This is a genomic window from Streptomyces sp. ISL-1, from assembly GCF_018614585.1.
GTDB lineage: Bacteria > Actinomycetota > Actinomycetes > Streptomycetales > Streptomycetaceae > Streptomyces > Streptomyces maoxianensis.
The window spans coordinates 24,541-43,754 of record NZ_JAGGOI010000020.1 but is presented as its reverse complement, the minus strand read 5'-3'; the positions used below and the strand labels follow the sequence as shown (position 1 = coordinate 43,754).

17 protein-coding genes are annotated in these 19,214 nt (G+C 68.6%); 3 read left to right on the top strand and 14 right to left on the bottom strand.

The genetic code is table 11. From position 1 onward, the window contains the following. The first annotated feature begins 33 nt into the window (after nt 1-33). Together J7E87_RS15835 and J7E87_RS15830 are read left to right on the top strand one after the other, a co-directional pair. The gene (locus J7E87_RS15835; RefSeq protein WP_215094338.1) at nt 34-447 is read left to right on the top strand and encodes an ATP-binding protein; all 414 of its coding nucleotides are present in this window, start codon (nt 34-36) and stop codon (nt 445-447) included. 176 nt (nt 448-623) lie between these two features. Next, entirely contained in the window at nt 624-2,018 is a 1,395-nt protein-coding gene (locus tag J7E87_RS15830) for an amidohydrolase family protein (protein WP_215094336.1), read from the top strand. A 27-nt stretch (nt 2,019-2,045) separates the two neighbouring features. On the opposite strand, the gene J7E87_RS15825 is transcribed toward J7E87_RS15830, so the two are convergent. Continuing rightward, nucleotides 2,046-2,888 carry a helix-turn-helix transcriptional regulator gene (locus tag J7E87_RS15825; protein WP_215094334.1) on the bottom strand — a complete coding sequence of 281 codons (843 nt, stop codon included), beginning with the start codon at nt 2,886-2,888 and terminating at the stop codon, nt 2,046-2,048. A 176-nt stretch (nt 2,889-3,064) separates the two neighbouring features. Here J7E87_RS15825 and J7E87_RS15820 point away from each other — a divergent pair, with 176 nt between their 5' ends. Further along, a complete protein-coding gene (locus J7E87_RS15820; RefSeq protein ID WP_215094385.1) occupies nt 3,065-3,280 on the top strand; it encodes an Atu4866 domain-containing protein in 216 nt (71 codons plus the stop codon). Between the two features lie 69 nt (nt 3,281-3,349). On the opposite strand, the gene nuoN is transcribed toward J7E87_RS15820, so the two are convergent. The 13 genes from nuoN to J7E87_RS15755 all read right to left on the bottom strand — a co-directional run bounded on the left by nuoN (nt 3,350) and on the right by J7E87_RS15755 (nt 19,199). Further along, nucleotides 3,350-4,999, bottom strand: coding sequence for an NADH-quinone oxidoreductase subunit NuoN (gene nuoN / locus J7E87_RS15815; RefSeq protein WP_215094332.1), 1,650 nt, complete (start codon nt 4,997-4,999; stop codon nt 3,350-3,352). Continuing rightward, the gene (locus tag J7E87_RS15810) at nt 4,996-6,594 is read right to left on the bottom strand and encodes an NADH-quinone oxidoreductase subunit M (RefSeq protein WP_215094330.1); all 1,599 of its coding nucleotides are present in this window, start codon (nt 6,592-6,594) and stop codon (nt 4,996-4,998) included. The genes nuoN and J7E87_RS15810 overlap by 4 nt, the downstream gene beginning before the upstream one ends. 5 nt (nt 6,595-6,599) lie before the next feature. Further along, a complete protein-coding gene (nuoL, locus tag J7E87_RS15805) occupies nt 6,600-8,549 on the bottom strand; it encodes an NADH-quinone oxidoreductase subunit L (protein ID WP_215094328.1) in 1,950 nt (649 codons plus the stop codon). 14 nt (nt 8,550-8,563) lie between these two features. Then, nucleotides 8,564-8,863: an NADH-quinone oxidoreductase subunit NuoK gene (gene nuoK / locus J7E87_RS15800; protein ID WP_215094326.1), complete on the bottom strand. Its 300-nt coding sequence runs from the start codon at nt 8,861-8,863 to the stop codon at nt 8,564-8,566. Further along, on the bottom strand, nt 8,860-9,744 hold the full coding sequence (locus J7E87_RS15795; RefSeq protein WP_215094324.1) for an NADH-quinone oxidoreductase subunit J: 885 nt from the start codon (nt 9,742-9,744) through the stop codon (nt 8,860-8,862). The genes nuoK and J7E87_RS15795 overlap by 4 nt, the downstream gene beginning before the upstream one ends. Continuing rightward, the gene (gene nuoI, locus J7E87_RS15790) at nt 9,741-10,328 is read right to left on the bottom strand and encodes an NADH-quinone oxidoreductase subunit NuoI (RefSeq protein WP_215094322.1); all 588 of its coding nucleotides are present in this window, start codon (nt 10,326-10,328) and stop codon (nt 9,741-9,743) included. Before nuoI ends, J7E87_RS15795 begins: the two co-directional genes overlap by 4 nt. Then, nucleotides 10,321-11,697 carry an NADH-quinone oxidoreductase subunit NuoH gene (nuoH, locus tag J7E87_RS15785; protein ID WP_251017520.1) on the bottom strand — a complete coding sequence of 459 codons (1,377 nt, stop codon included), beginning with the start codon at nt 11,695-11,697 and terminating at the stop codon, nt 10,321-10,323. Before nuoH ends, nuoI begins: the two co-directional genes overlap by 8 nt. A gap of 62 nt (nt 11,698-11,759) precedes the next feature. Next, complete coding sequence (locus J7E87_RS15780; protein WP_215094318.1) at nt 11,760-14,270, bottom strand: NADH-quinone oxidoreductase subunit G; 2,511 nt, start codon at nt 14,268-14,270, stop codon at nt 11,760-11,762. Between the two features lie 97 nt (nt 14,271-14,367). Continuing rightward, nucleotides 14,368-15,744 carry an NADH-quinone oxidoreductase subunit NuoF gene (gene nuoF, locus J7E87_RS15775; RefSeq protein ID WP_215094316.1) on the bottom strand — a complete coding sequence of 459 codons (1,377 nt, stop codon included), beginning with the start codon at nt 15,742-15,744 and terminating at the stop codon, nt 14,368-14,370. Beyond that, nucleotides 15,744-16,559: an NADH-quinone oxidoreductase subunit NuoE gene (gene nuoE, locus J7E87_RS15770; protein ID WP_251017514.1), complete on the bottom strand. Its 816-nt coding sequence runs from the start codon at nt 16,557-16,559 to the stop codon at nt 15,744-15,746. The genes nuoF and nuoE overlap by 1 nt, the downstream gene beginning before the upstream one ends. 35 nt (nt 16,560-16,594) lie before the next feature. After that, nucleotides 16,595-17,917 carry an NADH-quinone oxidoreductase subunit D gene (locus J7E87_RS15765; RefSeq protein WP_215094312.1) on the bottom strand — a complete coding sequence of 441 codons (1,323 nt, stop codon included), beginning with the start codon at nt 17,915-17,917 and terminating at the stop codon, nt 16,595-16,597. Beyond that, complete coding sequence (locus tag J7E87_RS15760; protein ID WP_215094311.1) at nt 17,914-18,648, bottom strand: NADH-quinone oxidoreductase subunit C; 735 nt, start codon at nt 18,646-18,648, stop codon at nt 17,914-17,916. Before J7E87_RS15760 ends, J7E87_RS15765 begins: the two co-directional genes overlap by 4 nt. Then, on the bottom strand, nt 18,645-19,199 hold the full coding sequence (locus tag J7E87_RS15755; protein ID WP_215094310.1) for an NADH-quinone oxidoreductase subunit B family protein: 555 nt from the start codon (nt 19,197-19,199) through the stop codon (nt 18,645-18,647). Before J7E87_RS15755 ends, J7E87_RS15760 begins: the two co-directional genes overlap by 4 nt. Nucleotides 19,200-19,214 lie beyond the last annotated feature (15 nt).

The following is a 19,214-nucleotide window of genomic DNA, read 5'->3' as shown; positions in this document are numbered from 1 at the left end:
TCAGGCTACGCACGCACGGCCACGCTGGGTCACGTGAATCCAGAAATCACCCAAGCCAGCGTCACCGTCCTCCAGTTCAGCGTGCAGCTCTCCGCCACCCGCAGAGGTGCGCGGCTTGCTCGCCTGCTCGCCACCGAGCAACTCCGCTCCTGGGGGCTCCCGTTCGAGACGGCAGCTCAGGTGGTCGCAGAGCTGGCTTCGAACGCCGCGCTGCACGGGCGCGTACTTGGCCGCGACTTCAGCCTCGCCCTCGCGGCCACCGAGCGCACTCTGCGTATCGAGGTGACCGACACCCGCAGTGACCGTCTGCCCGTCAACCGGCAGCCCGGAGACGACGAGTCCGGACGCGGACTCATCCTCGTCGACGCGCTCGCCGACCGGTGGGGCGTCAGCCCCGGCCCGGCGCCACGCAAGACCGTATGGGCCGAGATTGATCTTCTGCCCTGACCATCCGAAACGCGCGGGTTCGCGTCAACCTACGGGCTACGGATCGAGCGGTGAGCCTGGGTGCGCTGTACCTGGGCAAACGGCTGCCTGGCTGCCGCTGTCGGAATGGGCCGAGGCTGGGGTCATCGACCACTCCGCACAGGCCCACCACCCTGGCATGACGAACAGGACCTCCCTTGACTTCCTCCGACACCACCAGCCCTGCCGTACTCGCACAGCTTCAGCGCCGACCCGCCGACCCGCAGCGGCGCATCCTGTTCACCGGCGCGACCATCGTCACCATGGACCCCGACCTCGGTGTCCTTCACAGCGCCGATCTGCTCGTCGAGGGCGAGACCATCACCGCGATCGGTTCTGACCTCAACCGGGATGGCGCGGTGGTCGTCGACGCCACCGGCGCCATCCTCACGCCGGGCTTCGTCGACACACACCGGCACGCGTGGCAGACCCAGCTGCGCCGGATCATGCCGGACGTCGACGACCTCGGCGCCTACGTGATGTCCACCCTCGCCGGCTACGCCACCGTCTACCGGCCCCACGACATGTACGTCGGCACCAAGCTGTCCGCCCTGACAGCGATCGACAGCGGCATCACGACCATGCTCGACTTCTCCCACAACTCCCGCACCCCCGAGCACTCCGACGCCGCCCTTCAGGCTCTCGTAGACACCGGCATCCGGGGCGTGCACGCTTCCATGGGCCCGCACTTCGGTAACTGGGACAAGCAGTGGCCCGGCGACCTCTCCCGCCTCAAGGAGACCTACTTCGCCGATGGCGACCAGTTGCTGACCCTGCGCCTGGCCGCCCTGGCCACGGACGAGATCGCCGGACCCGCCCTCGCCTACGGCACTGAACTCGCCCGTACGGCCGAGGAACTGGGGATCGGCGTGAGTGTGGACGCCGTCTTCGGTGCCTCCTCCTCCCAGGCAATCCTGGGATGGGCGAAGGATGGCATCCTCGGCGCGGACCTCACCCTCATCCACGCCACCGGCCTGACCTCGGAGGCGTGGAAGGCGATCGGGGAGAGCGGCACCACCATCGCCCTGGCCCCGACCTCGGACGCGCAGATCGGGCTGGAGACCGCGATCCCCGCGATCGACGAGGCCCTGGCCGTGGGGGTCCGTCCCGGTCTGAGCATCGACGTCGAGGTGGCGCTGGTCAGCGACATGTTCACGCAGATGCGTGCCCTGCACGCCATCCAGCGGATGCGTGCGGTCAACGCCGTCTACGGCACCGAGCAGCAGCCGACACGCATCACCACCCACGACGTCCTGGACTTCGCCACCCTCCAGGGCGCCCGCACCAACGGCCTGCAGAACGTCACCGGCTCGCTCACGCCGGGCAAGAAGGCCGACATCCTGGTCATCCAGGCCGAGGACCTCAACAACATGCCGCTCAACGACGCCGTCGGCACCGTCGTGCTCGGTTCCGACGCCCGCAACATCAGCGCCGTCCTCATCAACGGGCAGCCCCGCAAGTGGAACGGCCGGGTCCTCGATGTCGACCTGCCCGCCCTGCGCGACGAGGTCCACGCCTCGCGGGAGTACGTGCTCAACACTCCGGCCGCCTGACCCCGACGCCGGGAAAGCTGTGAGGTGTCACTGCTCCGGGGCGACCTCCTGGTGGCGCGTGGCGTGCAGGCTGCCCAGCAGGGCGAGTGCCTGGGCGCTGGGGCTTCCCGGTTCGGCGTGGTAGACCACCAATTGCTGGCCCGGCGCCCCGCGGACGTCGAAGGTCTGGAAAGTGAGCGAGAGGGGTCCGACATCGTGGTGGACGAGGTCCTTGCCGTCACGGGTCTTCCCGTGGACAGTCTGCGAGGACCACAGTGCGGCGAACTCCTCGCTCTCCTCTGTCAGGGAGCCGACAAGGTCGTGCAGGCGCCGATAGTGCGGGTCGAGGCCCGTGGCGTGGCGCAGCCCGGCAACGACCGCCTCGGCTGCCCGCCCCCACTGGGTGAAGAATTCCCGGGCGGCCGGGTCGAGGAAGATCATGCGGGCCATGCTGTCCACGTTCTCGAACGGTGAGAACAGTGCGTCGGCCAGGGCGTTCGAAGCCAGGAAGTCGGTGGCCGGGTTCAGGACGAACGCCGCGGCGTTCGGGTATCCGTCCAGCAGCTGCCGCAGCGCGGGACTGACCGATTCCCTCGGCTGCGGCCGCTTACCTTCCGGTGCGGTGCCCGCCAGCCGGAACATGTGCTCCCGCGTTTCGTCATCCATGAGCAGGGCCCTGCTGATGCACTCGAGGATCTGCGGGGAGGGGCTGCGTTCGCGGCCCTGTTCGAGGCGGGCGTAGTAATCGCTGTTCATCCCGGCCAGGACGGCGACCTCCTCCCGTCGCAGCCCCGCCACCCGGCGGGCGCCGTAGGAGGCGAGCCCGACGTCGTCAGGTCGCAGGCGGGCGCGGTGGGCGCGCAGGAAGTCTCCGAGATCGTTGCTGGTCACCCCCTCAGGCTATGTCGCCCCCACTGCACGTACCTGGGTGCGCCATACCCGGGCACAGCCGGTCCTGGCTGTCTCCCGTGCCCTTGACCAGGCTTGACGCGGACACCTGAACGAAAGAGGACGTGGTGAGAGACCAACAAGTCCAAAGGGGCGGTGAACGTGCGGACGTGATCGGGATGTGGGTGTCCGCCGACGGACACATCCGGCAGGAGCTGCGCGCCGACGGCCGCTACGACGAGGCGCGCGGCACCCGCCGCAGCGCCTACACCGGCCGCTACACCGTGACCGGCAGCCACATCGACTACGTCGACGACACCGGCTTCACCGCCACCGGCGACATTCGCGACGGTGTGCTCTTTCACGAGCACCTCGTCCTCTACAAGGAGCAATAGCCGCACAAAGAGCGCTCGCCGCGGCGTCGTCGAAGACACCACGGCGAGCGCTCAGAAGCCGGGGCCGGGCTAGCGCACGAACACCCCCGCCTGGCTCGCCAGATCCAGGAAGTACTGCGGAACCACGCCCAGCACCAGCGTCACCGCCACACCCACCGCGATCGTCGTCATCGTCAGCGGCGAAGGCACGGCGACCGTGGGGCCCTCCGCCTTCGGCTCGCTGAAGAACATCAGCACGATGACCCGGATGTAGAAGAACGCGGCGATCGCCGAGGAGATCACACCGACCACGACCAGCGCGCCCGCGCCGCCCTCCGCCGCCGCCTTGAAGACCGCGAACTTCCCGGTGAAGCCCGACGTGAGCGGAATGCCGGCGAAGGCCAGCAGGAAGACGGCGAAGACCGCGGCCACCAGTGGCGAACGGCGGCCGAGGCCCGCCCACTTGGACAGGTGCGTCGCCTCGCCGCCCGCGTCGCGCACCAGCGTGACCACCGCGAACGCGCCGATCGTCACGAACGAGTACGCGGCCAGATAGAACATCACCGACGAGATGCCGTCCGGCGTCGTCGCGATGACACCGGCCAGGATGAATCCGGCGTGCGCGATCGAGGAGTACGCGAGGAGCCGCTTGATGTCGGTCTGCGTGATCGCGACGATCGCACCGCCCAGCATGGTGATGATCGCGATGGCCCACAGGACCGGTCGCCAGTCCCAGCTCATCCCCGGCAGCACGACGTAGAGCAGGCGCAGCAGCGCGCCGAACGCGGCCACCTTCGTCGCCGCCGCCATGAAGCCGGTGACCGGAGTCGGCGCGCCCTGGTAGACGTCCGGCGTCCACATGTGGAACGGCACCGCGCCGACCTTGAACAGCAGTCCCACCAGGATCATCGCGCCGCCGATCAGCAGCAGCGCGTCGTTCCCCATGGTGTCGGCGAGCGCCGGGTCGATGGTGCGCACGCTGCCGTCGACGACGTCCGCGATCTTCGCGTACGACACCGAGCCCGCGTACCCGTACAGCATCGCGATCCCGAACAGCAGGATCGCCGACGAGAAGGCTCCGAGCAGGAAGTACTTGACCGCCGCCTCCTGCGACATCAACCGCTTGCGGCGGGCGACGGCGCACAGGAGGTAGAGCGGGAGCGAGAAGACTTCCAGCGCGATGAAGAGCGTCAGCAGATCGTTGGCGGCCGGGAAGACCAGCATGCCGGTGATCGCGAACAGCACCAGAGGAAAGACCTCGGTGGTGGTGAACCCGGCCTTGACCGCGGCCTTTTCGCTGTCGCTGCCGGGTACGGACGCGGTCTGCGCCGCGAACGAGTCGACGCGGTTGCCGTGCGCCTCGGGGTCGAGGCGGCGCTCGGCGAAGGTGAAGACCGCGACCAGCGAGGCCAGCAGGATGGTGCCCTGCAGAAAGAGCGCCGGGCCGTCGACCGCGATCGCGCCCATCGCCGCGATCCTCGCCTTGGTGGTGCCGTACCCGCCGGCCGCCAGAGCGACGACCGCCGCGAAGGCGGCCACCAGGGCGACGACGGTCAGGAACACCTGGACGTGGTAGCGGACCTTGCGCGGAACGAATGCTTCCACGAGCACACCCACGATGGCGGCGCCGACGACGATCAGCGCCGGTGCCAGCTGGGCGTACTCGACAGTCGGAGCCGGGATCTTGTCGATCGGCTCGGCTGCCGTTGTCCACAGGCTGTGGACAGCTGTAGCGCTCACTTGGCCGCCTCCACCTCTGGCTTGGGGTCCTTCTTCTGTACGTCGGACATCGTGTGCTCCACCGCCGGGTTGACGATGTCCGTCAGCGGCTTCGGGAAGACGCCGAGGAAGAGCAGCAGCGCGATCAGCGGAGCGACCACGGCAAGCTCACGGACCTTGAGGTCGGGCATCCCCCGCACCTCGGCCTTCACCGGGCCCGTCATCGTCCGTTGGTAGAGGACGAGGGTGTAGAGCGCGGCGAGCACAATGCCGAAGGTGGCGATGATCCCGGCCACCGGATAGCGCGCGAATGTGCCGACCAGGACCAGGAATTCGCTCACGAACGGCGCGAGGCCCGGCAGCGAGAGCGTGGCCAGACCGCCGATCAGGAAGGTGCCGGCGAGTACCGGGGCGACCTTCTGCACCCCGCCGTAGTCCGCGATGAGCCGCGAGCCGCGCCGGGAGATCAGGAACCCGGCGACCAGCATCAGGGCGGCCGTCGAGATCCCGTGGTTGACCATGTAGAGCGTCGCGCCCGACTGCCCCTGGGACGTCATCGCGAAGATGCCCAGGATGATGAAGCCGAAGTGCGAGATCGAGGCGTACGCGACAAGGCGCTTGATGTCGCGCTGGCCGACCGCGAGCAGCGCGCCGTAGACGATGCTGATCAGTGCGAGCACCAGGATCACGGGCGTGGCCCACTTGGAGGCCTCCGGGAAGAGCTGGAGGCAGTAGCGCAGCATCGCGAATGTGCCGACCTTGTCGACCACCGCGGTGATCAGCACGGCGACCGGCGCGGTCGCCTCACCCATGGCGTTGGGCAGCCAGGTGTGCAGCGGCCACAGCGGCGCCTTCACCGCGAAGGCGAAGAAGAAGCCGAGGAACAGCAGCCGCTCGGTGTTGGTCGCCATGTCGAGCGTCCCGGCCGCGCGTGCCTCGGCGATCTCGTTGAGCGAGAAGCTGCCCGCCACCACGTAGAGACCGATGACCGCCGCCAGCATGATCAGGCCGCCGACCAGGTTGTAGAGCAGGAACTTCACGGCCGCGTACGAGCGTTGGGCCGAGGCGTTCTCGTCGCTGCCCGCGTGGGCGCGGTCCCCGAAGCCACCGATGAGGAAATACATCGGGATGAGCATGGCTTCGAACAGGATGTAGAAGAGGAAGACGTCGGTGGCCTCGAAGGAGAGGATCACCATCGCCTCGACGGCCAGGATCAGGGCGAAGAAGCCCTGCGTCGGCCGCCACCGATACTTCTTCGTTTCCACCGGGGTGTCCCCGGCGGAGGCAGGGGAAGGGTCGGCGTCGTGCCAGCCCGCCAGGATCACGAACGGGATCAGCAGCGCGGTCAGCGCCAGCAGCGCCACCCCGATGCCGTCCACGCCCAGTTCGTAGCGGACGCCGAAGTCCTTGATCCAGGCGTGCGACTCGGTCAGCTGATAGCGGTCGCCGCCGGGCTCGAACCGTACGAGCACGACGGCGGCCAGCACCAGCGTGCCGAGCGAGAACAGCAGCGCCAGCCACTTGGCGGCGGTGCGCCCCGCGGCCGGGACGGCGGCGGTGGCGATCGCGCCGATCGCCGGAAGCGCCGCCGTCACTGTAAGGAGAGGGAACGACATAACAGTTACACCGCCCTCATCAGCAGGGTCGCGGCGATCAGCACCGCCGTACCTCCGAACATCGAGACCGCGTAGGTGCGGGCGTAGCCGTTCTGCAGCTTGCGCAGCCGGCCGGAGAGTCCGCCGAACGAGGCGGCCGTGCCGTTGACCACGCCGTCGACCAGGGTGTGGTCGACGTAGACCAGGGAGCGGGTGAGGTGCTCGCCGCCACGGACCAGGACCACATGGTTGAAGTCGTCCTGGAGGAGATCGCGGCGGGCGGCTCGGGTGAGCAGACTCCCTCGCGGGGCGAGGGTGGGAACCGGGCGCCGCCCGTACTGGACGTAGGCGATGCCGAGGCCGATGACGAGAGCGACGACCGTTGCCGACGTGATCACCGTCGCGCTGATGGGCGGATGCCCGTGCTCGAATTCCGTGACGGGCTTCAGCCAGTTCACGAACGAGTCGTTGAGACTGAACAAGCCTCCGGCGAAGACCGACCCGAAGGCCAGCACCACCATGGGGATGGTCATCGACTTCGGCGACTCGTGCGGATGCGGCATCTCGCCGGGGTGCACCTCGATGCCGGGCTCGACGCTCGGCGCCTTGTCCGGGTCGGGGGCGGGCTGCCAGCGCTTCTCGCCGAAGAACGTCAGCAGCATCACGCGCGTCATGTAGTACGCGGTGATCGCCGCGCCCAGCAGCGCCGTACAGCCGAGGATCCAGCCCTCCGTCCCGCCCTTGGCGAATGCCGCCTCGATGATCTTGTCCTTGGAGAAGAAGCCGGACAGACCGGGGAAGCCGATGATCGCCAGATAGCCGAGCCCGAAGGTGACGAAGGTGATCGGCATGTACTTCCGCAGGCCTCCGTACTTGCGCATGTCGACCTCGTCGTTCATGCCGTGCATGACGGAGCCGGCGCCGAGGAACAGCCCGGCCTTGAAGAAGCCGTGCGTCACCAGGTGCATGATCGCGAAGGCGTATCCGATCGGGCCGAGGCCGGCCGCGAGGATCATGTAGCCGATCTGCGACATCGTCGAACCGGCCAGCGCCTTCTTGATGTCGTCCTTCGCGCAACCGACGATGGCACCGAAGATCAGCGTCACCGCGCCGACGACCGCGACCGCCAACTGCGCGTCCGGGGCCGCGTTGAAGATCGCCCCTGACCGGGTGATGAGGTAGACGCCCGCGGTCACCATGGTCGCCGCGTGGATCAGGGCCGAGACCGGAGTCGGGCCCTCCATCGCGTCGCCGAGCCAGGACTGCAGCGGCACCTGTGCGGACTTGCCGCACGCCGCGAGAAGCAGCAGCAGTCCGATGGCCGTCAGCGTGCCCTCGCTCGTCTCACCGGTCGCCTCCAGCACGGGCCCGAAGGTGAACGTCCCGAAGGTGGTGAACATCAGCATGATCGCGATCGACAGACCCATGTCGCCGACGCGGTTGACCAGGAAGGCCTTCTTCGCCGCCGTCGCCGCGCTGGGCTTGTGCTGCCAGAAGCCGATCAGCAGGTACGAGGCGAGGCCGACGCCCTCCCAGCCGACGTACAGCAGGAGGTAGTTGTCCGCGAGGACCAGCAGCAGCATCGCGGCGAGGAAGAGGTTCAGATAGCCGAAGAAGCGGCGGCGGCGCTCGTCGTGCTCCATGTACCCGATCGAGTACACATGGATCAGCGAGCCGACGCCCGTGATCAGCAGGACGAACGTCATCGACAGCTGGTCGAGCTGGAAGGCCACGTCAGCCTGGAAGCCCTCGACGGGAATCCAGTCGTACAGGCTCTGGTGCATGGCGCGTTCATCCGCGCCCTTGCCCAGCATGTCCACGAACAGCACCGCGCCGACCACGAAGGACGCGGCCGCGAACAGCGTGCCGATCCAGTGGCCGCTTCGGTCGAGCCGCCGCCCGCCGCACAGCAGGACCACCGCTCCGAGCAAAGGCGCCGCGACAAGCAGCGCAATCAGGTTCTCCGAGTTAGTCACGGTTCAGCGACCCCTTACAGCTTCATCAGGCTGGCGTCGTCGACCGAGGCCGAGTGGCGGGAACGGAACAGCAACACGATGATCGCGAGCCCGACCACGACTTCGGCGGCGGCGACGACCATCGTGAAGAAGGCGATGATCTGGCCGTCGAGATTGCCGTGCATGCGGGAGAAGGCGACGAACGTGAGGTTGCAGGCGTTGAGCATCAGCTCGATGCACATGAAGACCACGATCGCGTTCCGCCTGATCAGCACTCCGGCCGCGCCGATGGTGAACAACAGCGCCGCGAGATACAGATAGTTGACGGGATTCACTTCGCGGCCTCCTCGTCGTGCGAGTCGTGCGAGTCGTGTGGGTCCTTCGACTCGTCTCGGGCGTGCGGCTCATGCGACCCGGTCTCACGGCCGAGTCGCTCCTCCGAGCGCTGCTCCAGCGCCGCCAGGTCGTTCAGCGCCTCGCTCGACACATCGCGGATCTGGCCGCGCGCCCGCAGCGTCTTGCTCACGGTGAGCTCGGACAGCGTGCCGTCCGGCAGCAGACCGGGAATGTCCACGGCGTTGTGCCGGGCGTAGACACCCGGCGCGGGCAGCGGCGGAAGGTGCTTGCCTTCCCGTACACGCAGCTCGGACAGCTCGCGCTGGGTCTTGGCGCGCTCGGTGCGCTCCCGGTGGGTGAGCACCATCGCGCCGACGGCCGCCGTGATCAGCAACGCTCCGGTGATCTCGAAGGCGAAGACGTACTTGGTGAAGATGAGCTGGGCCAGGCCCTCGACATTGCCACCGTGCGCGCTGTTGGCCGCGCCCAGGCCGGTGAACGTATTCAGCGAGGCATTGCCGATGCCGGCGATCAGCAGCACTCCGAAGCCCAGACCGCAGGCCGCGGCCAGCCAGCGCTGCCCCTTCAGCGTCTCCTTGAGCGAGTCGGCGGCGGTGACCCCGACCAGCATGACGACGAAGAGGAACAGCATCATGATCGCGCCGGTGTAGACGATGATCTGGACGACACCGAGGAAGTACGCGCCGTTGGCGAGGTAGAAGACCGCCAGGACGATCATGGTCCCGGCGAGGCAGAGCGCGCTGTGCACGGCCCGCCGCATCAGGATCGTGCCGAACGCCCCGGCGACGGCGACGGTGCCGAGCACCCAGAACTGGACGGCCTCGCCCACGGAAGTGGCGGAGGCTGCGAGGGTGTTCATGCTTCCACCTCCTCGTCCTTCTCCCCCTTGGAGACGGCGACCTGCTGGACCGTGCCGGGAGCGGCCTCGGAGACCAGCCCGCGGTAGTAGTCCTGCTCGTCCATGCCGGGGAAGATCGAGTGCGGGGTGTCGACCATGCCCTCCTCCAGACCGGCGAGCAGCTGCTCCTTCGTATAGATGAGGGCTTCGCGGGAGCTGTCGGCCAGTTCGAACTCGTTCGTCATGGTCAGCGCCCGCGTGGGACAGGCCTCGATGCACAGCCCGCACAGAATGCAGCGGGCGTAGTTGATCTGGTAGACCCGGCCGTACCTCTCCCCCGGGGAGTAGCGCTCCTCCTCGGTGTTGTCCGCGCCCTCCACATAGATCGCGTCCGCCGGGCAGGCCCACGCGCACAGCTCGCACCCGACGCACTTCTCGAGCCCGTCGGGATGACGGTTGAGCTGGTGCCGGCCGTGGAAGCGCGGCGCCGTGACCTTCTGCTGTTCCGGGTACTGCTCGGTCAGCCGCTTCTTGAACATGGCCTTGAAGGTCACGCCGAAGCCCGCGACCGGGTTCTGGAACTTGTTCTCCGATTCCTCAGACACCGTCAGCCTCCTTTCCGTCACTAGGACCGTCGCTCGCCCCGGGGGTCCGGGGGTCGCCCCCAGAAATGTCGCTGCCGGGTGCACCACTGACAATCAACGCGCCCTCACGGCGCGACCGCCTGCGTGGCACGGGCGGCAACTCCTGCCCCGGCAGCGGCGGTACGGGGAATCCGCCCGCCATCGGGTCGAAGGCCACGGGCTCCGCCTGCGCCGCTGCCTCTGCCTCGCTCGACTTCTCTTTCTTGCCGCGGAAGATGTCGGCAACGAAGGAGAGCAGCAGCACCGCGATGACCGCGCCTCCGACGTACAGCACGATCTGCTGGAAGTCGTAGTTCTCGTTCCGCAGCGCCCGTACGGTCGCCACCAGCATCAGCCAGACCACCGATACCGGGATCAGCACCTTCCAGCCGAGCTTCATCAGCTGGTCGTAGCGGACCCGGGGCAGCGTGCCGCGCAGCCAGATGAAGAAGAACAGGAGCAGCTGGACCTTGATGACGAACCAGAGCATCGGCCACCAGCCGTGGTTCGCGCCCTCCCAGAAGGCCGAGATGGGGTACGGGGCCCGCCAGCCGCCCAGGAAGAGAGTGGCCGAGACGGCGGAGACGGTGACCATGTTGACGTACTCGGCCAGCATGAACATCGCGAACTTGATCGAGCTGTACTCGGTGTTGAAGCCGCCGACCAGGTCGCCCTCGGACTCCGGCATGTCGAACGGGGCGCGGTTGGTCTCCCCGATCATCGTGACGATGTAGATGATGAAGGAGACCGGCAGCAGGATGATGAACCAGCGGTCCGCCTGCGCCTCGACGATCGCCGACGTCGACATCGACCCGGAGTAGAGGAAGACGGAGGCGAAGGCCGCGCCCATCGCGATCTCGTACGAGATCATCTGCGCGCAGGACCGCAGGCCGCCCAGCAGCGGGTACGTCGATCCCGACGACCAGCCGGCCAGCACGATGCCGTAGATCCCGACCGAGGCGACCGCGAGGATGTAGAGCATCGCGATCGGCAGGTCGGTGAGCTGCATCGAGGTGCGTTGGCCGAAGATCGAGACCTCGTTGCCGGCCGGCCCGAAGGGGATCACGGCGATCGCCATGAAGGCCGGGACCGCGGCGATGATCGGCGCGAGGACATAGACGACCTTGTCCGCGCGCTTGACGATCAGGTCTTCCTTCAGCATCAGCTTGATGCCGTCGGCGAGCGACTGGAGCATGCCCCAGGGGCCGTGCCGGTTGGGGCCGATGCGCAACTGCATCCAGGCGACGACCTTGCGCTCCCAGACGATGGAGAAGAGCACGGTGATCATCAGGAAGGCGAAGCAGAACACGGCCTTGATGACGACGAGCCACCAGGGGTCGCGTCCGAACATCGAAAGATCCTCAGCCGCGAGCACGCTCCGCTGGGCCTCCGCGATATTTGCGAGGGTCGGGTTCACGCTCGCACCTCCGGTACGTCAGGGGTGGCGGCCTGCGCCGCCGCCGGGCCGATGCGGACCAGCTGCCCGGGAACCGCGCCGGTGTCCGAAGGGACGCCGCCGCCGGCCGAGTTCAGCGGCAGCCACACCACCCGGTCGGGCATCTCGCTCACCTGGAGCGGGAACCTGACCGAGCCGGCGGGTCCGGTAACGGCGAGGACGTCGCCGTCCTTCACACCCGTCTCGGCCGCCGTCGCCGCGGAGAGCCGGGCGACCGCCGCGTGGCGGGTGCCCGCCAGCGCCTCGTCGCCCTGCTGGAGCAATCCCAGGTCGAGCAGCAGCCGGTGGCCGGCGAGGACCGCCTCGCCGTCGCCCGGGCGGGGCAGGGACTGCGTGGACTCATTGGGCTCGGTGGCCCGCGGTCCGTCCCAGGTGCCCAGCCGGTCCAGCTCGCCTCGTACGGACTTGAGGTCCGGCAGCCCGAAGCTGACATCGAGCGCGTCCGCGAGCATGTGCAGCACCCGCGCATCGGTCGGCGCCAGGCGGCGCGTCATGTGCTCGGGCTTCAGCGCGGCCTCGAACAGCCTCGCCCTGCCCTCCCAGTTGAGGAACGTACCCGGCTTCTCGGCGACGGCCGCGACCGGGAAGACCACGTCCGCCCGCTCGGTGACCTCGCTGGGCCGCAGCTCCAGGGAGACCAGGAACCCGACCGCGTCGAGGGCCGCGCGTGCGCGTGCCGGGTCGGGCAGGTCCGCGAGCTCGACGCCCGCCACCAGCAGCGCGCCCAGTTCGCCGGTAGCCGCGGCCTCGACGATCTGGCCGGTGTCGCGGCCGTAATGGTGCGGGAGTTCGCGTACGCGCCAGGCCGCCGCGGTCTCCTCGCGGGCCCGCGGGTCGGTCGCCGGGCGGCCGCCGGGCAGCAGCGAGGGGATCGCGCCCGCCTCGAGCGCGCCCCGCTCGCCCGCCCTGCGCGGGATCCACACCAGCTGCGCGCCGGTCGCGGTCGCGGTCCGTACCGCGGCGGTCAGTCCGCCGGGCACGGCGGCGAGCCGCTCGCCGACTACGATCAGCGCGCCGTCGGAGCGCAGTGCATCGGCCGCCTTCGCGCCGTCGCCCTCCAGGCCCACGCCGCCGCTCAGTGCGTCCAGCCACTCGGTCTCGGTGCCGGGAGCGGCGGGGAGCAGTGTGCCGCCCGCCTTCGTCGAGCCGCGGGTGGCGTGCGTGGCCAGCGCGAAGGTGCGCTGCCCGTGCTTGCGCTGTGCCTTGCGCAGCCGCAGGAAGACACCGGGGGCCTCCTCCTCGGACTCGAACCCGACCAGCAGAACCGCCGGGGCCTTCTCCAGGGAGGTGTACGTGACCCCGCTGCCGTCCAAGTCCCGGCCGCGCCCCGCGACGCGGGCGGCCAGGAAGTCGGCCTCCTCGCTGCTGTGCACGCGCGCGCGGAAGTCGACGTCGTTGGTGCCGAGGGCGACCCGGGCGAACTTGGCGTATGCGTACGAGTCCTCGACGGTCAGCCGACCGCCCACCAGCACACCGGCACGCCCGCGGGCCGCGCTCAGGCCGCGGGCCGCCGCCTCCAGCGCTTCCGGCCAGCTCGCCGGCTCCAGCTCACCCTGGTCGTTGCGTACGAGTGGAGTCGTGAGCCGGTCCCGCTTCTGCGCGTAGCGGAAGCCGAAGCGCCCCTTGTCGCAGATCCACTCCTCGTTGACCTCGGGGTCGTCGGCCGCGAGCCGCCGCATGACCTTGCCGCGCCGGTGGTCGGTGCGCGTCGCGCAGCCGCCCGCGCAGTGTTCGCACACCGAAGGCGACGACACCAGGTCGAAGGGGCGGGAGCGGAAGCGGTACGCGGCCGAGGTGAGCGCGCCCACCGGGCAGATCTGGATGGTGTTCCCGGAGAAGTACGACTCGAACGGGTCGCCCTCGCCGGTGCCGACCTGCTGCAGCGCACCCCGCTCGAGCAGCTCGATCATCGGGTCGCCCGCGACCTGGTTGGAGAACCGGGTGCAGCGGGCGCACAGGACGCACCGCTCACGGTCGAGCAGCACCTGCGTGGAGATCGGGACGGGCTTCTCGAACGTCCGCTTCTTACCATCGAAGCGGCTGTCCGGGGCGCCGACCTGCATGGCCTGGTTCTGCAGGGGGCATTCGCCGCCCTTGTCGCAGACCGGGCAGTCCAGCGGGTGGTTGATCAGCAGCAGCTCCATCACACCGCGCTGGGCCTTCTCGGCGACCGGCGAGGTGAGCTGCGACTTGACGACCATGCCGTCGGTGCAGGTGATGGTGCAGGACGCCATCGGCTTGCGCTGGCCCTCGACCTCGACGATGCACTGGCGGCAGGCGCCGGCCGGGTCGAGGAGGGGGTGGTCGCAGAACCGCGGGATCTCGATGCCGAGCAGTTCGGCGGCCCGGATGACCAGAGTGCCCTTGGGCACGCTGATCTCGATGCCGTCGATCGTCAGCGACACGAGATCTTCCGGCGGAACGGCCGCGCTGCCGCCTCCGGCGGGGTTGGACGTCGTGACGGTCATGCCCGTACCTCCGCACGAGGTGAGTCGGACTGCGGTGCTTGGCCCGCAGGGCGGTCCGCGGCGAAGCCGCGGCCGGGGCTCGGCGCAGTGGCCACAGTCATGCGGTCACCTCCAGGTGCTTGTCGGCCCAGGCGGTCGACCTCGCGGGGTCGAAGGGGCAGCCCTTGCCGGTGATGTGCTGCTCGTACTCCTCGCGGAAGTACTTGAGCGAGGAGAAGATCGGGGACGCGGCGCCGTCGCCCAGCGCGCAGAAGGACTTGCCGTTGATGTTGTCGGCGATGTCGTTCAGCTTGTCGAGGTCGGACATGACGCCCTTGCCGGCCTCGATGTCGCGCAGCAACTGCACCAGCCAGTACGTGCCTTCGCGGCACGGTGTGCACTTGCCGCAGGACTCATGGGCGTAGAACTCGGTCCATCGCGTCACGGCCCGCACCACGCAGGTCGTCTCGTCGAAGCACTGCAGCGCCTTGGTTCCGAGCATCGAACCGGCCGCGCCCACGCCCTCGTAGTCCAGGGGCACATCGAGGTGCTCGTCGGTGAACATCGGGGTCGAGGAGCCTCCCGGGGTCCAGAACTTGAGGCGGTGGCCCGTGCGCATGCCGCCGCTCATGTCGAGCAGCTGGCGCAGTGTGATGCCGAGCGGGGCCTCGTACTGGCCGGGGTTGGTGACATGGCCGCTGAGCGAGTACAGCGTGAAGCCCGGGGACTTCTCGCTGCCCATCGACTTGAACCAGTCCTTGCCGCGATGAAGGATCGCGGGAACGGACGCGATGGACTCGACGTTGTTCACCACAGTGGGGCACGCGTACAGACCGGCGACCGCGGGGAAGGGGGGACGCAGCCGGGGCTGACCGCGACGGCCTTCCAGGGAGTCCAGCAGCGCGGTCTCCTCACCGCAGATGTAGGCGCCCGCGCCCGCGTGCACGATGAGTTCGAGGTCGAGTCCGGACCCCAGGATGTCCTTGCCGAGGAAGCCCGCCTCGTACGCCTCGCGTACGGCTTCGTGCAGCCGCCGCAGGACGGGGACGACTTCACCACGCAGATAGATGAACGCGTGATTCGAGCGGATCGCGTAGCAGGCGATCACGATTCCCTCGATGAGGGAGTGCGGGTTGGCGAACATGAGCGGGATGTCCTTGCAGGTCCCGGGCTCCGATTCGTCGGCGTTGACAACGAGATAGTGCGGCTTGCCGTCGCCCTGCGGAATGAACTGCCACTTCATCCCGGTGGGGAAGCCCGCGCCGCCGCGGCCGCGCAGTCCGGAGTCCTTGACGTACGCGATGAGGTCGTCCGGCGACATGGCCAGCGCCTTGCGCAGTCCCTCGTACCCGTCGTGCCGCCGGTAGGTGTCCAGCGTCCAGGACTCGGCCTCGTCCCAGAAGGCGGAGAGGACGGGCACGAGGAGTTTCTCGGGACTCGTCTCTCCGCCGCTCTCCGGTCGGGCGGTGCCCCCGTACTCGGTGGACAAAGTCATCACTCCCCCTCCTCGGCTGCGGGTCCTGCCGGGTGGTCAGGGTCGGAGGCCGAGGTCTCCTGCGGTGCGTCGTGCGAGCTCAGGTGCTCGGAACCGGCCTGGGGCGGTGCGTCGTGTGGTGCCTCGCCGCGCGGGGAGACCACTCGCGGCATCGGACTCTCGCCCTTGGCCAGGCGCAGGCCGATCAGCGAGGCGGGTCCCGCGCCGCCGCTCGCGCCGACCGCGCCCGGGCGCTCGTCGGGGAAGCCGGCGAGCATCCGCGCGGTCTCCTTGTACGTGCACAGAGGAGCGCCGCGGGTCGGCTCGACGGGCCGTCCCGCGCGCAGATCGTCGACGAGGCGCTTGGCGCTCTCGGGCGTCTGGTTGTCGAAGAACTCCCAGTTGACCATCACCACCGGGGCGAAGTCGCAGGCCGCGTTGCACTCGATGTGCTCGAGGGTGACCTTGCCGTCCTCGGTCGTCTCGCTGTTGCCGACACCGAGGTGCTGCTTGAGCTCGTCGAAGATGGCGTCGCCGCCCATCACCGCGCACAGCGTGTTGGTGCAGACGCCGACCTGGTAGTCGCCGGAGGGCACCCGCCGGTACATCGAGTAGAAGGTGGAGACCGCGGTGACCTCCGCAGTGGTCAGGTCCAGCAGCTCGGCGCAGAAGCGGACGCCGGTGCGGGTGACGTACCCCTCCTCGGACTGCACGAGATGCAGCAGCGGCAGCAGGGCGGACCGGCTGTCGGGGTATCGGGCGATGATCTCCCTGGCATCCGCTTCGAGCCGGGCGCGCACATCGGCCGGGTAGTCGGGGGCGGGGAGCTGGGGCATGCCCAGGCTCACCTCTTGATCAGCTGGTTTGGCTGTCACCGGTCGACGCCTCCCATCACGGGGTCGATGGACGCGACGGCGACGATGACGTCGGCGACCTGGCCGCCCTCGCACATCGCCGCCATGGCCTGCAGATTGGTGAAGGACGGGTCACGGAAGTGGACCCGGTAGGGGCGGGTGCCGCCGTCGGAGACGACATGGACGCCGAGCTCGCCCTTGGGTGACTCGACGGCTGCGTATGTCTGTCCGGGCGGCACCCGGAAGCCCTCGGTGACCAGCTTGAAGTGGTGGATCAGGGCCTCCATGGAGGTGCCCATGATCTTCTTGATGTGGTCGAGGGAGTTGCCGAGACCGTCGGGGCCGAGCGCGAGCTGCGCGGGCCAGGCGATCTTCTTGTCGGCGACCATGACCGGTCCCGGCTCGAGCCGGTCCAGGCACTGCTCGACGATGCGCAGCGACTGCCGCATCTCCTCCAGGCGGACGAGGAAGCGGCCGTACGCGTCGCAGCTGTCGGCGGTCGGGACGTCGAACTCGTACGTCTCGTAACCGCAGTAGGGGTCGGTCTTGCGCAGATCGTGGGCCAGGCCCGCGGCGCGCAGGATCGGTCCGGTGGCGCCCAGTGCCATGCAGCCGGTCAGATCGAGATAGCCGACGTCCTGCATACGGGCCTTGAAGATGGGGTTGCCGGTGGCGAGCTTGTCGTACTCCGGCAGGTTCTTGGTCATCTTCTTGACGAACTCGCGCACCGCGTCGACCGCGCCGGGCGGCAGGTCCTGGGCGAGTCCCCCGGGCCGGATGAACGCGTGGTTCATCCGCAGGCCGGTGATCAGTTCGTACAGGTCCAGGATCATTTCGCGGTCCCGGAACCCGTAGATCATGATCGTGGTGGCGCCGAGCTCCATACCGCCGGTGGCGATGGCCACGAGGTGGGAGGAGAGCCGGTTGAGCTCCATCAGCAGGACGCGGATGATGGTCGCCCGGTCCGGGATCTGGTCCGTGATCCCGAGGAGCTTCTCCACGCCCAGGCAGTACGCCGTCTCGTTGTAGAACGAGGTGAGGTAGTCCATGCGCGTGACGAAGGTGGTGCCCTGCGTCCAGGTCCGGTACTCGAGGTTCTTCTCGATGCCGGTGTGGAGGTAGCCGATGCCGCAGCGGGCCTCCTTCACGGTCTCTCCGTCGATCTCCAGGATCAGCCGGAGCACACCGTGCGTGGAGGGGTGCTGCGGGCCCATGTTGACGACGATCCGCTCGTCGTCGGCCTTGGCCGCGGACTGGACGACCTCGTCCCAGTCGCCGCCGGTGACTGTATATACAGTCCCCTCGGTGGTCTCGCGGGCGCTTGCAGATGGGGTAGTCACGAGTACGACCTCCGCTGGTCCGGAGCCGGGATCTGGGCGCCCTTGTACTCGACGGCGATGCCGCCGAGCGGATAGTCCTTGCGCTGCGGGAAGCCCTGCCAGTCGTCCGGCATCATGATCCGGGTGAGGGCGGGGTGGCCGTCGAAGACGAGCCCGAAGAAGTCGTACGTCTCGCGCTCGTGCCAGTCGTTGGTCGGGTAGACCGCGACCAGCGAGGGGACGTGCGGGTCGCTGTCCGGGGCGCAGACCTCGAGGCGGATCAGCCGGCGGTGGGTGATCGAGCGCAGGTGGTAGACGGCGTGCAGCTCGCGGCCCTTGTCCTCGGGGTAGTGGACGCCGGAGACGCCCGTACAGAGCTCGAAGCGGAGCGCCGGGTCGTCGCGCAGGGTGCGCGCCACCGTCAGGAGGTGCTCGCGGGCGATGTGGAAGGTGGCCTCGCCGCGGTCGACGACCGTCTTCTCGATGGCGTTCTCGGGGACGAGTCCCTGTTCTTCCAGCGCGCCTTCAAGCTCGTCGGCCACCTCGTCGAAGTACCCGCCGTAGGGGCGGCTCGCCGGGCCCGGGAGGCGTACGGAGCGGGTGAGCCCGCCGTAGCCGGAGGTGTCGCCGCCGCTGTCCGCACCGAACATGCCGCGCTGGACGCGGATCTCCTCGCCGTGCTCACCCCGCTGGCCGGGCAGGTTCTGCGCGCCGACTTCCCTGTCGGGGTTCGGCTCACTGGTCTCGCTCACCGGAGCAGCCCCTTCATCTCAATGGTGGGGAGCGCCTTGAGAGCCGCTTCCTCCGCCTCGCGGGCCGCCTCTTCCGCGTTCACGCCGAGCTTGGAGTTCTGGATCTTGTGGTGGAGCTTGAGAATCGCGTCCATCAGCATCTCCGGACGCGGCGGGCAGCCTGGCAAATAGATGTCAACAGGAACAATGTGGTCAACACCCTGCACAATCGCGTAATTGTTGAACATTCCGCCCGATGATGCGCAAACGCCCATGGAAATAACCCACTTGGGATTGGGCATCTGGTCGTAGACCTGCCGCAGAACGGGCGCCATCTTCTGGCTGACCCGCCCTGCCACGATCATCAGGTCGGCCTGGCGCGGCGAGCCGCGGAAGACCTCCATGCCGAAGCGGGCCAGGTCGTAACGCCCGGCGCCGGTCGTCATCATCTCGATGGCGCAGCAGGCCAGGCCGAAGGTCGCCGGGAAGACGGATGACTTGCGCACCCAGCCCGAGGCCTGTTCGACGGTGGTCAGCAGGAAACCGCTCGGCAGCTTCTCTTCGATTCCCATGGTGTGCTCCTCAGC

Bases quoted from the DNA above. Each gene is read 5' to 3' on its own strand.
- J7E87_RS15820 (WP_215094385.1), top strand. From the start codon at position 3,065: ATGTGGGTGTCCGCCGACGGACACATCCGGCAGGAGCTGCGCGCCGAC.
- J7E87_RS15810 (WP_215094330.1), bottom strand. From the start codon at position 6,594: ATGTCGTTCCCTCTCCTTACAGTGACGGCGGCGCTTCCGGCGATCGGC.
- J7E87_RS15795 (WP_215094324.1), bottom strand. From the start codon at position 9,744: ATGAACACCCTCGCAGCCTCCGCCACTTCCGTGGGCGAGGCCGTCCAG.
- nuoH (WP_251017520.1), bottom strand. From the start codon at position 11,697: ATGTTCGGACGCGACCCCTGGTGGCTCGTCGTCATCAAGGCCGTGTTC.
- J7E87_RS15780 (WP_215094318.1), bottom strand. From the start codon at position 14,270: ATGACCGTCACGACGTCCAACCCCGCCGGAGGCGGCAGCGCGGCCGTT.
- nuoF (WP_215094316.1), bottom strand. From the start codon at position 15,744: ATGACTTTGTCCACCGAGTACGGGGGCACCGCCCGACCGGAGAGCGGC.
- nuoE (WP_251017514.1), bottom strand. From the start codon at position 16,559: ATGCCCCAGCTCCCCGCCCCCGACTACCCGGCCGATGTGCGCGCCCGG.
- J7E87_RS15755 (WP_215094310.1), bottom strand. From the start codon at position 19,199: ATGGGAATCGAAGAGAAGCTGCCGAGCGGTTTCCTGCTGACCACCGTC.